This window comes from Paenibacillus peoriae (assembly GCF_022531965.1).
Taxonomy (GTDB): domain Bacteria; phylum Bacillota; class Bacilli; order Paenibacillales; family Paenibacillaceae; genus Paenibacillus; species Paenibacillus polymyxa_D.
Genome location: NZ_CP092831.1, coordinates 2560254 through 2572875 on the forward strand (window position 1 = coordinate 2560254; position 12622 = coordinate 2572875).

Sequence of the window (12622 nt, forward strand, 5' to 3'; positions counted from 1 at the left end):
AGCGGAACGATCAGCCGCATCGATATGGAGGGATTCTAATGTCTATGCTTGACGTTTTACAAGGAAATCGAGGGCTTATGCCAGAGCATTATAAGACACTGACGGTTGCTGAAATGGAGCAGCGAGTGGCCGAACTGAAACAAAAATGGGGACCCAAGCTGCTTATACCGGGCCACCACTATCAGAAGGACGAGGTTATTCAGTTTGCTGATATAACAGGAGATTCTCTACAGCTTGCTCAAATGGCTGCACAAAATCAGGAAGCGGAGTTCATTGTATTTTGTGGGGTCCATTTTATGGCGGAGACAGCGGATATGCTAACTACCGATCGACAGACTGTTGTCCTGCCGGATATGCGTGCAGGTTGCTCGATGGCAGATATGGCGAATGTGGAACAGACAGAACGAGCATGGAAGCATTTACAGGAGTTGGTAGGAGATACGATCATTCCGTTAACGTATGTAAATTCCACAGCAGAGATCAAAGCCTTTGTAGGACGGCATGGTGGGGCTACCGTGACTTCTTCGAATGCTAAGCAAGTGCTGGAGTGGGCGCTGAAGCAAAAGGAACGTATTTTGTTTTTGCCGGATCAGCATTTAGGTCGCAATACAGCTTACGATCTTGGAATTCCGCTAAATGAAATGGCCGTGTGGAATCCGCTGGCAGATCAGCTTGAGACTGAACAGGACCCAGCAACCGTAAAAATTATTTTATGGAAAGGGCATTGCTCTGTTCATGAAAAGTTTACAGTAGATCATATTCGCAACGTTCGCGAGCGTGATAAGAACGTCCGGGTCATCGTTCACCCCGAATGCTCTTATGAAGTCGTACAGCTCGCAGATTGCGCGGGCTCCACAAAATTCATCATCGATACCATCCGTGCGGCAGAGCCAGGGACCCAATGGGCTGTTGGCACAGAAATGAATCTCGTGCAACGAATCAAGCAGCAGTACCCTGAACAGCAGATTGAATCGCTCAATCCCGATATGTGTCCCTGCCTAACCATGAACCGGATCGATCTTCCCCATTTGCTGTGGGCAATGGAACAGTTTGACCGGGGTGAGCCTGTGGGTGTGATTCGTGTGGATGCTCAGATCAGACAGGATGCTGTACTAGCATTGAATCGTATGCTTGCTATCCGTTAAGTTTTACCGTAATATAGAGCGTCCTTCCACCGGATTTGAGCATTAGACCGAAGGAGCAGAAATAATTATTTCAGTTGCTTGTGATCCAACCCGTATCTCTAATTAAAGATTAGTCGCTTGTCCGGTTTCGTGCTATAATTGTAGCAACAAACCGAAGGAGGTGAATCCCTTGTTTGAGCTTCAAGACCTACTCCCTTATTTATTTACAATCGGCTTGCTGTGCACAGTGACTTATACGTATCTCGCTCATTTGCACGGCAATGTACCCGAATGCTGGGTCGAAGGTGGGCCCGTGAGGTCTCATGCCTCTCCGCAGATGCCGATGTCTGCCCGTGGACAGGACATGCCTGTCCGGCTGGCCCGACATATCCGGCGTAAAGAAGCGCCGGATGAAGATGCATCCGATTGTTCTCCCTCGTTGAACGATGGCACAGCCAATCAACGAGGAGGAACATATGAAACGATTCAAGGGATTCACCTTTTGGGGTAAAAAAGAACGGATATTTGGATTAATGGTAGCGTTGGCGGTGGTCATGCTACTGTCTGGTTGTGGTGCGAATGCTGCGGAGATAAATGCACAGACACCCGGATTTTTTAATCATTACGTGGTGTTCCCGCTTTCTTGGCTTATTCAGCAATTGGCGCAATGGTTTGGTGGAAGCTTTGGGCTGGCGATTATGACATTGACATTCATTGTCCGTCTGGCCTTACTGCCTCTTATGATGCGTCAAACGCGTGCCCAGCAGGGTATGAAGCGCAAGATGAGCGCTATGCAGCCCGACTTGGACCGAATTAAGAAGAAGTATGAAAACAAGAAAGATACCACCAGCCAGCAGAGTATGCAGCAGGAAATGATGTCGCTTTACAAAGAACATCAATTCAATCCGCTTAATATCGGTTGTCTGCCTATTCTCATTCAGCTCCCGATCTTGAGCGGTATGTATACAGCAATCCGCTTAACCCCGGAGCTCGCATCTCACTCTTTCCTATGGTTCCGGCTCGGACAGCCGGACTGGGTTTTGTCAATCGTCGTCGCAATTGTATACTTGGCACAGGCCAAGCTTTCTCAGTTTCAGATGACGCCTGACCAGCGCAAGCAATTTGCGATCATGGGCTATCTTTCACCGATTATGATGGCGGTCTTTTCCTTCAATGCCCCTGCTGCCATGCCATTATATTGGACAGTAAGCGGCACCTTCTTGCTGCTTCAGTCGCTGTGGTTCCGCAGACGCTATCCAATAGAGGAAGCAGAGAGTAAGGTTAAACTTGGAGAAGTCACACCAACCTAATTAGTAGATGATGCTTGTTTAACTTGGGAATTACGTTTGTAGTATGCCACGTGTAATCATAGGATGTCATTCGAGCCGTTTATAAGGCTTGAATGGCGTCCTTTTTTGTTGCTGCTTTTTTCGCTACAGTCCGCTTGCGATTTTGTAGTCAATATGAATTTCTTATATTATAAAATGATTCTGAAAGTGATATTTTTTGAAAACGGGTTTCATTATGTGGAGGATGCAACTAATTCTTTTAATGAAATGATAAGGGAAAAGTGGGCAAAGTAAGACCTATATCTAAGCTAATGCTGCACTTTGTTTTATCACGCAATGAATATTATGGAGGAACTACAGAAAATGAAGCAAACATCAACAAAGCTGCCCATTTCCTTGGCTCTGCTCACATGTATAGTATGTGCATTCGGTTTTGGCTTAATCGCATTATGGGTGAGTGACCATCAAGTTCGGCATTTTGACCAGGAAATTATTTCGGTTATTGGACAACTGGAGTCGCCCGCCATGACCCGTGTAATGAAATTTTTCACCATGATCGGCAGCGGAATTCCAGTTGTGATCATTGTTTTAATGGCCATGTTCGTGCTCTATAGAGTATTGGGACACCGCAGAGAACTGCTTTTTTTGGCGGCTGGTGTATTGGGATCGGTAATGCTGAATACGATACTGAAAGTACTTTTTCAGCGTGCGAGACCGGAGATTCACCGTATTATTGAAGAGAATGGATACAGCTTTCCAAGCGGACATTCCATGACAGCTTTCAGCATGTATGCGGCGCTGACATTTTTAGTGTGGAAGCATGTTCCTTCTAGGCTGGGGCGTATCCTTCTTATTGTACTCAGCAGCCTGCTGATTGTAGCAATCGGGACGAGCCGCATTTATTTGGGCGTACATTATCCGAGCGACGTTGTGGGTGGCTATTTTATGAGTGGCTGCTGGATGGCAGCTTGTATTTGGTTTTATCAGCGGTACGAAGAACGACGAATGCTGTCACTTCGCTCTAAATCGACAGCATAACGGGTTGCATAAATAATGAAGTTTCTAAAAAAAGCAGACGCTTTAGCGTCTGCTTTTCATTTGGACAGAGGAAGTGTGTTCAGTCATCTTGGTTCTGGCCTGTTCACCAGGCTTGAGCCCCAGCTTCTGCTCCCATTTTTCATAAAATATAATAGCCGCCTGCATAAAGATGCCAGGTAGCTTCCGACTTCGAATGAATTGATGAACGCCGATGGCACAACCTGCACCAATAAGCGCACCTGCCAAAATATCCGAGGGATAATGCACTCCGGTCCATACGCGGGATACTGCGATGAGTACAGCTAAAATAACCCAGAGAACACGAAATTTTTGATGATGAAGCCATAAAATGGCAGCCAGAGAAAACGCTCCAAGTGCATGGTTACTCGGGAATGAAGCATTGGGATCATGATGAATAAGCTGAATGACTGAATGTCCGACAAAAGGCCGATCTCTGTAAAACAAATGTCCAAGACCCCAACTAATTACAAAGCCGATACAAACCGTTATAACGGCTTCTAAAACCATCATTCGATGCGGCATTTTAAAGGTGAACCAGTAAATCAGCAAAGCCACTCCGAATAAATACGGTGCATATTGCGCCAAGAAACGCATGGTTCCATTCAAAAAGGCGAGGGAATTAGCGAGTTCATTGATCCAGTGAAATAAAGCATAGTCTACATTAATTAACATGAATAAATTACTCCTTAACATCAAAAAATTGAATAACAAAGTTATATTATAGAGCGACTACACGGATAAAAGCTTAAAATCAAATAAAAAATGAATGTCATTTCCGTTACTCATTTGCTTTTTCTATAGAAATAGGTGGTTTTGCGATGGAAAAGTCGGTGCTGGTCATTGATGATGAAGAGAAGATATCCAGATTGCTTCAGTTGGAGTTATCCCATGAAGGATATGCAGTTGAAATCGCACAAACGGGCAGAGAAGGATTGGAAAAAGCTCTAGCACGTACATGGGATATCATCATTCTGGATGTCATGCTGCCGAAAATGAACGGGGTCGAGGTGCTGAAGCAGATTCGAAAAGTGAACAATCATACACCAGTAATTATGGTCACTGCACGTAACACGACTCCTGATAAGGTTTCAGGTCTGGATGAAGGTGCCAATGATTACATTACGAAGCCTTTTGAGATTGAGGAGTTATTAGCGCGGATGCGGGCCAGTATGAGGCATCAAATGGAGCCAACAGCTACCGCTTCACAAAAAGAGGACAAGTTGTCGTCCAGGCTCCAAGTGGATAGTTTGGTGTTGGAACGCAAGACTAGGTCAGTGGTGCGGGAAGAAAACCGAATCGAACTGACGCCCAAAGAATATGATCTGCTTCTCTATCTGATGGAGCACAAAAATCAGGTATTGCAGCGGGACGAATTGATTCAGAACGTGTGGGGGTTTGATTTTGTTGGTGATACGAATGTCGTAGATGTGTATATCCGGTATGTTCGCAAAAAAATTGATCATGGATACAAAAAGAAATTAATTAAAACCGTACGTGGTGTGGGGTACTGCATCAGGGAGGAAGAACATTGAAGCTGCGGACCAAAATCACCCTGCTCAGTTCTATTTTAGTGATGATAATACTCCTGTTTGTGGATGTCACGGTTCATTTGTTGTTCGTCAAAATCGCTACGCGAAATGAAAGAGAAGTGCTGCAAAATAAGTGGACTGAAATCATTGCCGAAACCGGACATACCATGATTCTGAAGAATGCATGGAGTCCAAAATTGAAAGATGAGCTTTCCGGAGATACTATTCTGAGGGTGTTTGATCAGCAATCCCGACTTCTGTATGAAGTAAGTCGCCAGTCACGCTTTAAGCTGGGCGATATTCGTTTTAACACTTCTCAAAGCTCTCAATTGACTGATGTACAGGGTCATAAAATTCTGGTAATCCATCTCCCCGTGCTTTCTCCGGAGGGCAATCAGAAGGGAACGCTGGAGATCGTGGAAAAATGGGATGCACTCGAAACCAATCTCGATATTTTAAATACGATTCTCATCACTTCGACTGTAGGAGCAATGATGCTAAGTTTGGTAGGGAGCACGATTTTGGCGAATGCCATATTGCTGCCGATTTCCAGTAGTATTCAAACGATGCAGGAAATTGAGAGAAGCTTAAAATTTAAAAAAATCCCCGCTGGCAGTCATAATCAAGATGAATTGTCCCAAATGACCGCTACTTTTAACCGAATGATGGAGAGATTAGAAGAAAGCTTTCAGAGCCAGCAGCAGTTTGTTTCAGATGCCTCACATGAACTGAATACCACACTTATGATTATTGAGGGCTATGCCAACATGCTGCGGCGGTGGGGCACGCGTGATGAGGACATTCATAAGGAATCCATTGAATCGATCTATGAAGAAACTCAGCGAATGCGTACGATGACACAGCAGTTGCTGACTCTTGCCTCCTCACAGCAGAAAGACCCTGAGCCGCATGAGCGGATAGAAATGATCGGTTGTTGTCAACAGGTAGTAGCGCATCTCAAGCCTGTACATGATCGTCAAATTTCTATTTTAACCGAAGAGAAAGAAATTTGGCTGGATGCCAACCTGACAAAAATGAAGCAATTGCTAGTGATCCTACTGGATAATGCATTAAAATACAGCTCGGATGAGATTGAAATAGGCTTATCTAAAGATAAAAAGGATGTCTATATCCGGGTTAAGGATTATGGGATCGGAATACCTGAGGGCGAGATCAAGCGGGTCTTCGAACGATTTTATCGGGTAGATAGCTCCAGGCATCGTAAAACTGGAGGGACCGGGCTGGGGTTGCCGATTGCCAAGGCAATTACAGATGCTCATCAGGGTACGATACGTATGGAGAGCGTAGAAGGAGAAGGAACGGTAGTCATCGTCACGCTGCCCCAAAGACAAAAGGAAAGGCTGTCCCTCCAGTAGAAATATCTACTCGCGGAACAGCCCTTTTTATTGTTATTTGTAAGTTAAGCATTCGGTGGATGGGAATCAACTAAAATTTATCCTAGAGGACACGACGTGCTGTTGTGTAATTGCGGCTCCACCAGCCCGAATTTAGATCTGTAACCGTTACGCCGCCTTTACCATACGTATGCAGAATTTTGCCGTTCCCCATGTAAATGGCTACATGATGAATTGGCGCATAGAAAAAGACCAAATCGCCTTTTTTCAGCTGACTACGCGGTACGAAAGTGCCAACAGTTGATTGCTGTCTGGACGAACGTGGAAGCTTGATGCCATTTTGTGCAAATACATATTGAGTGAACGAAGAGCAGTCAAAAGATCTTGTATTGCCTGCTGGGGCTCCATGCTCATAACGCACACCCATAAACTGGGAACCTTTAGAAATAATCTGATCAGCTTTACTTGCCGAAGCGGCATGAGTGGTGGCTGGCCCAACGACGAAGCTCCCTGCGCTCAATGCCAAAGTCATAGTAAAGCAAATACCCATCCACAATTTTTTTGAAGTACGTTTCATATATAAATTCCTCCGTTATTCGTATTGTGTTGATGTCCTGAAATGACAATAACACAAATAAAATGTCCGGAATTTACCACTCATGGTTACAAACCTGTTACCCCAACGCTTTGTCCTCATTTATTAGAAAACGATGAGAATTTTCTCCTTAATTTTAGCTTGACAAATTGTATAGACTCCCCTTATAGATAGGCTCGTATGGCAAAAAACGACTTGCAGACGATTGGCACAAGCAATCACGCAAAATATACATACCTATATACTACAGTTTATAACTTGTACGGGAGTATGCTCTGATTCCCGTTGACATCGTAAGGATCACACCGTATTTCCGGTCAGGAAGGGGAATTCGTATGGCTTCAAGGCAGAATAAAGCACTCAAAAAACGGCGTCTAACCATTGTTCAGGTCATTTCCAACTATCCCGATGCACAACCGGTACCCTCTAACAAAGGCGGAACGGAAAAGGTCGTGCATGAATTAACTGAGGAATTGGTGAGACGAGGGCATCATGTATCGCTGTTTGCCGCCCGTGGGAGCAGGAGCAGTGCGCGGTTGATTACCTACCCCAAGGGTTTGAAACAAAGTCAGATCCCCCAATATGTACTCCGGCATATGCCTTCCAACACACATATCATTCATGATCATACTTTTCGTTCTTCTGTGGGACGTAGGAAGCTGCCTTGTCCATCAGTATGCACCGTTCATCTTCCAGTGAAGAGACACGGTAAAAACCCGGTATATGTCAGTAAACGAGCGCGTCAGCTGATGGGCAGGGGCAAAGGTTTTTATATCTATAATGGTATCAACACCCATGAATACGAGTTCAGCAGTGAGAAGCGTGGCTACTTGCTGTTTATGGGCAGAATCATACGAGATAAAGGTGTATTGCAGGCCATTCAGGTTGCAGAACGAACAGGAAAAAAACTGCTTATTGCAGGTCCTATCAAAGCTCCAGAATTTTTCCGTAAAGAGATTCAGAAACGAATTCAGCGTAATCCGAATATACGCTATGTAGGTGCAGTTGGAGGTGCTCAGAAACAGAAGCTGCTGAAACATGCAGAGTGTCTGCTGTTTCCGACACTGTGGGAAGAGCCATTTGGACTCGTAATGGTCGAGGCCATGGCTTGTGGAACACCGGTGCTGGCATTAAAAAATGGCTCCGTTCCCGAGGTACTCTTGGGCTTTCCACAGTTGATTTGCAAATCAGTTAGCCAAATGGCAGGAAAGGCACAGCAAAAAAATTATCCGTCACCAGCGCAGCTTCGTTCATATGTCAACCAAAGATTTACCAACAAACAGATGACCAGTAACTACTTAAGACTATACCGTGAAATCATCCGTCGGCGAGAACAGAAGAGAGGACAACGACAGCCTATACGGAGGTGAAGGGGATGCAGGTCAAACGATATATGCTCGGAAATGGCTCTTGGGCAACTCCTTATTATATAGTCACAGGGGGGCAGAAAGGTCCGTGTGTGATGGTGGTCGCGGGGATACATGGTAATGAAATAGCTAGCATACGAGCTGCTGAGAAACTGGTGAAGCTTTTGAATCAGCAAAAACTGCGAATTAGCCAGGGTAAGCTTATAATTGTACCGATTGTAAACCAAAAGGCTTACCGCAAACGGATTAGAGGAATACCTGATCTTAATCGAACCTTTCCGCGCAAAAAAAAGCAGCTAGCAACACAACCGCTTTCCGCTGCTCTATTCAAATTAACACAAAAGCATCAACCTGAATGGTACCTCGACTTGCATGAGGCTAACGGATTGTCACAAAAGGATGCCAAGGTGCTTGGTCAAACGCTGATCTCCAACAAGGGTAATCCGGTGGTTCCTACGGTTCGTCGGATTATTAAGCGAATGAATCGCTCCATCCAGGTGAGCGACCGACATTTCAACATTCGGCTGCATGAGCTTCCAGGTTCCTCCCGCACCGCTGTAGCCCGTATTTTAGGTGCACGCGCGGTTACCGTGGAAACGGGTTGGAGCCTGCCTAAGAAAGTACGCATACACTATCAGTTGGAGATCGTTCAGCATTTTTTAAAAGAAGCCGGAATAGTCAAAGGTAACTGCATCACAAAATAATATCGCTTCTGGAGCAAGGGCTTTTTCACCTTGCTCAGAAGCGATTTTTTATGTGCGACCTGCGACCTTCGTTCAGAATCCGTAGCGTGCATTATATCTGAGGATTTTGCAAAAATCCAATAAGCGACTTCCAATGAACAATATATAGATCGAAATGGTCTAGTTCGTCTATATATTGCACTTTGGAGCGACTGAAATCAAATTTTGCAAAATCCTGATCTATGTGTTGTCAGGACTCGGATTTATAGAAGGCGTTCACCAAGCTGTTTCCCAGACGTACCTCAATTAGCTCCAGTGGTGTATCCAGATCGGCACGGATTGTGTGATGCGTATCGACCGGAATGCTAAATACAGAACCGCTTGCCGCAGCAAAACGTTCTCCGTTCAGCATGACCTCTCCCCGGCCGGACACGATCGTCCATACTTTAAGTCCACTGCCGTGAATACGGCCATTCAAACGTTGATCTGGCAGTACCGTCAGCCGTATGGCCAGTATATCGCTCAGACTCCGATGATCAAATTCGTCCAGCACTCGGTAACTGCCCCAAGAGGTTTCACCATGCATGGGGTGAAGTTGAAGTTTACCTAGCTGCTCCTTGATTACGTGGGCATGGCTCTTGGACGCAATGAGAATGCCATCGGGACTCGCGGCAGCAATAATATCTTCCACACCAATGACATGAAGTGGATAGGGCAGCTCATTAACGATATGCGTGCCGTGAGTCTGCCCACTAATCTGTCCACGCCCGATTACTTGACTGTTTAGCTGCTCTGTTAGAGCCTGCCAGTTGCCGATGTCGTGCCATTCGCCATCGTAGGGCAGGACGATGGCATGTTCGGCACGCTCTGCAATCTCTTCGTCGAAACTGCGAACGGGGAGGCTATCATACATCGCGCATAATGCTTTATCGTTCAGCGGCAGATCACTTCGCTCCATACAGGACAACATATACCGTAATGTAAAAGCGTAAACACCACAGTTCCAGAGCGCGCCCTGATGAATAAGCTGTTGTGCTCCGGGGAGATCCGGCTTTTCTGTGAAGCGAGCAACTTGCGCATAGGAAGTTTTCCCTTCCCGTATCATTTGCAGACCCGGAACGACGTAGCCGTATTGGTCGGAGGGATGAGTGGGCCTTGTCCCAAGCATAGCCAGATCGGCTCCGCTCTCAAACAATATGCCGGAGAGCGCTGCTATGCTATGGAAGAAATCCTCTCCTGCAAACATGTCCGCTGGGGCAATGCAGAGAACTTCATCCAGCCCTGTGCCTCTGGTGTGAAAATAAGCAGCTGCCAGTGCAGCAGCGGTGAAGGTTCCACGTTTGGCAGGCTCGCCCAGAACGGGCAGACGACCTTCTGTATGGCGAAAGGCTAGATTTACCTGACTCCGATGAGCCAGAAGCAGGGCAGAGGAATCCAGCCCGGTTAAGGTAAGCTGACGGTACACCCGACCGAGCATAGATTCCTTATGCCCGTCAGGAGCGGACAACAACCGGAGAAACAGCTTCGACCGGATTTCGTTGGATAGTGGCCATAGCCGTTTTCCGGCACCACCGCATAATAATACGATGCGCACGGACGTTTCCTCCTTCAATGCAGATCTATTTTGGACTGCATCATTTTGCAGGATTTTAAAAACTATTTTAGCGATGATTCAATCTTTGTTTTTGGAGTAAGCTGGTACACCTTGCGTTGATGAAAAGATAAGGAGCGATAGCTCTTAGCCAAGACATCCAATTGTTTTTGCGACAGGGAAGAAGCCCGACGATGAAGCGCTTTATTCAATGACTTGCGCAAAATCATCCGAGAGGGCTGATTACTGTATAAATAGTTGGCATACGTTTCATATTCGGAAAACCCAAACTGTTTTGTCCGGTCTATACTGTGGATAATTGCGTTGTACCAAGGTTTTCCATGACGGGCCTCGATAACTTGCTTGAGCTGGGTAAGCCGCGCTTTTTCAAAAAGCATATAATGAGTAACAAAGGACTTTGGTGAGGGAGCTTTAACGCCCATCAGCTTGTGATGGGTGCGAAAATACTCAGGCTGGCTCCAGCTGCGGTAGTAAAAAATCGTTTTTCCGTCTTTACGGAACGTATGTGGACGAATCAAAACCGTGTCCGCGTCAATGACGAGGAAAAAAGAGGCTTTACTGATTTTGTCGCCATTCATTTTGAGCAATTGTTGATACAGCCAGCCTGAACGGTCCCAGCGCGTTGTTCCGTAATGGATATGTTTTTTGGTAATGGGCAGCACCGTTTTTTCGTCTATAAATGTACATTTCTTGTTTACGCACAGTCGGCGAATCCCGGTGCTTTGCGGTGAAACAATATAAATATTTCCAATTCGGTGCTGCACGTGACGGCGCAGACTGTCAATTACCAGCGGTAGTGTGGCAATATCTTTATCAATTGCGGGAATCAGAACATCGATTGTAAGGGAACCCTTCCGTGGACCATCCGATTGCGCTGACATGTTATTCACTCCCTATATGTGCAAATATACGCTCCCAGCGTCTCCCAATATCGTATGCTTGGACAGGCGCTTTCGACCGGGCAAGGTCAAACGTCCATTTCTATGCAGGACAGGGCTGATGAAGCTTCGAATGGGGAGTTAGCGCATACGATAGATTGATCTTTTTTAACAAGAGCGTTCTACCTGAGAGTAGAGAGGAGAGGGGCAAGTGAATTCTTCACAAGCGCAGGCGTCGCGCAGCAAATGGCATAAAACCCAATTGTTGCTTCAGAATGGAAGCATCAAACCTTATGTACCAGAAACTCGCAAATATAACAAAGCAAATTTGAAGTCAATGCTGGAGAAATACGGTATGGTCTATGTAAAACCCGAGCGAGGTACCTTTGGTAAAGGTGTAATGAGAGTAGAGCAGGAGGCTGGCCAGCGTTTCGCCTATCAATATGAGGAAACGCGTCAAGAATTTAAACATTTGGATGCACTATATACCAGCCTATCGAAACATACGGGGAAGAAAAGTTATCTTATTCAAAAGGGAATCCATTTACTACGCCATCAAATGCGTTATTTTGATATTCGGGTCATGGTGCAGCGTAATGAAAAAGGGCTATGGGAGTCTACTGGAATTATTGGACGTCTGGGTCATCCCCGTAAAATCGTGACTAACTATCATAGTGGTGGCAAGCCGATGGCCTTGGAGCAGTTACTAAAATCCCATTTATCGCAAAGCAAACAGGCGGAGCTGGTCAAGAAACTAAATGAACTGGGTCTTACCATCGCCAAACAACTGCAAAAAACATATCCAAATTTCCGGCAAATTGGTGTGGATATTGGACTGGATCATCGCTTTACCCCATGGATTATTGAGGTGAATACGAAGCCGGACCCATATATTTTTAACCAATTATCAGATAAGTCCATGTACCGTAAAGTATTAGGCTATTGGCGACTGGCTAATGAAAGAAGGAAGGTTAGGGTCCCAAGCAAAGACACAAATAAAGATAAGAACAAAGATAAGAATGTAATTAAGGATTTTAAAAAAGAAAAAGTATCTTGATTAGTGGATTGCTTCATTGCCAGCCCACTCCTATATGAACAATGGAGTGGGTTATTTAAAATTGAACAACCTGT

13 protein-coding genes are annotated in these 12622 nt (G+C 45.5%); 9 read left to right on the plus strand and 4 right to left on the minus strand.

All coding sequences use genetic code 11. From position 1 onward, the window contains the following. Nucleotides 1-38: 38 nt before the first annotated feature. From nadA to MLD56_RS11465, 4 genes are all read left to right on the plus strand, one after another. On the plus strand, nucleotides 39-1145 hold the full coding sequence (nadA, locus tag MLD56_RS11450; RefSeq protein WP_029514851.1) for a quinolinate synthase NadA: 1107 nt from the start codon (nucleotides 39-41) through the stop codon (nucleotides 1143-1145). Between the two features lie 160 nt (nucleotides 1146-1305). Then, on the plus strand, nucleotides 1306-1635 hold the full coding sequence (locus MLD56_RS11455) for a hypothetical protein (protein ID WP_223830783.1): 330 nt from the start codon (nucleotides 1306-1308) through the stop codon (nucleotides 1633-1635). Continuing rightward, nucleotides 1601-2434 carry a membrane protein insertase YidC gene (gene yidC / locus MLD56_RS11460; protein ID WP_029514852.1) on the plus strand — a complete coding sequence of 278 codons (834 nt, stop codon included), beginning with the start codon at nucleotides 1601-1603 and terminating at the stop codon, nucleotides 2432-2434. Before MLD56_RS11455 ends, yidC begins: the two co-directional genes overlap by 35 nt. Nucleotides 2435-2776: 342 nt before the next feature. Next, nucleotides 2777-3451 (plus strand): phosphatase PAP2 family protein, encoded by a 675-nt coding sequence (locus tag MLD56_RS11465; RefSeq protein WP_029514854.1) that lies wholly within the window; start codon nucleotides 2777-2779, stop codon nucleotides 3449-3451. A gap of 42 nt (nucleotides 3452-3493) precedes the next feature. On the opposite strand, the gene MLD56_RS11470 is transcribed toward MLD56_RS11465, so the two are convergent. Continuing rightward, a complete protein-coding gene (locus tag MLD56_RS11470; RefSeq protein WP_029514856.1) occupies nucleotides 3494-4144 on the minus strand; it encodes an undecaprenyl-diphosphatase in 651 nt (216 codons plus the stop codon). A gap of 146 nt (nucleotides 4145-4290) precedes the next feature. Between MLD56_RS11470 and MLD56_RS11475 the strand changes: the two genes are divergently transcribed. Next, nucleotides 4291-5004, plus strand: a complete 714-nt coding sequence (locus MLD56_RS11475) for a response regulator transcription factor (RefSeq protein ID WP_029514858.1) — start codon at nucleotides 4291-4293, stop codon at nucleotides 5002-5004. Continuing rightward, entirely contained in the window at nucleotides 5001-6377 is a 1377-nt protein-coding gene (locus MLD56_RS11480) for a sensor histidine kinase (RefSeq protein ID WP_029514860.1), read from the plus strand. Before MLD56_RS11475 ends, MLD56_RS11480 begins: the two co-directional genes overlap by 4 nt. An 82-nt stretch (nucleotides 6378-6459) precedes the next feature. On the opposite strand, the gene MLD56_RS11485 is transcribed toward MLD56_RS11480, so the two are convergent. Next, nucleotides 6460-6933: a C40 family peptidase gene (locus MLD56_RS11485; protein WP_029514862.1), complete on the minus strand. Its 474-nt coding sequence runs from the start codon at nucleotides 6931-6933 to the stop codon at nucleotides 6460-6462. A gap of 353 nt (nucleotides 6934-7286) precedes the next feature. Between MLD56_RS11485 and MLD56_RS11490 the strand changes: the two genes are divergently transcribed. Both MLD56_RS11490 and MLD56_RS11495 read left to right on the plus strand, forming a co-directional pair. Further along, nucleotides 7287-8321 (plus strand): glycosyltransferase family 4 protein, encoded by a 1035-nt coding sequence (locus tag MLD56_RS11490; protein WP_029514864.1) that lies wholly within the window; start codon nucleotides 7287-7289, stop codon nucleotides 8319-8321. 5 nt (nucleotides 8322-8326) lie between these two features. Then, on the plus strand, nucleotides 8327-9022 hold the full coding sequence (locus MLD56_RS11495) for a succinylglutamate desuccinylase/aspartoacylase family protein (RefSeq protein WP_029514866.1): 696 nt from the start codon (nucleotides 8327-8329) through the stop codon (nucleotides 9020-9022). 229 nt (nucleotides 9023-9251) lie between these two features. Here MLD56_RS11495 and MLD56_RS11500 read toward each other — a convergent pair whose 3' ends face one another. Together MLD56_RS11500 and MLD56_RS11505 are read right to left on the minus strand one after the other, a co-directional pair. Next, entirely contained in the window at nucleotides 9252-10595 is a 1344-nt protein-coding gene (locus tag MLD56_RS11500) for a sugar phosphate nucleotidyltransferase (protein WP_029514867.1), read from the minus strand. 62 nt (nucleotides 10596-10657) lie between these two features. Then, nucleotides 10658-11494 carry a DUF6492 family protein gene (locus MLD56_RS11505; RefSeq protein WP_029514869.1) on the minus strand — a complete coding sequence of 279 codons (837 nt, stop codon included), beginning with the start codon at nucleotides 11492-11494 and terminating at the stop codon, nucleotides 10658-10660. 208 nt (nucleotides 11495-11702) lie between these two features. Here MLD56_RS11505 and MLD56_RS11510 point away from each other — a divergent pair, with 208 nt between their 5' ends. Further along, the gene (locus MLD56_RS11510; protein WP_029514870.1) at nucleotides 11703-12548 is read left to right on the plus strand and encodes a YheC/YheD family protein; all 846 of its coding nucleotides are present in this window, start codon (nucleotides 11703-11705) and stop codon (nucleotides 12546-12548) included. Nucleotides 12549-12622: the final 74 nt, after the last annotated feature.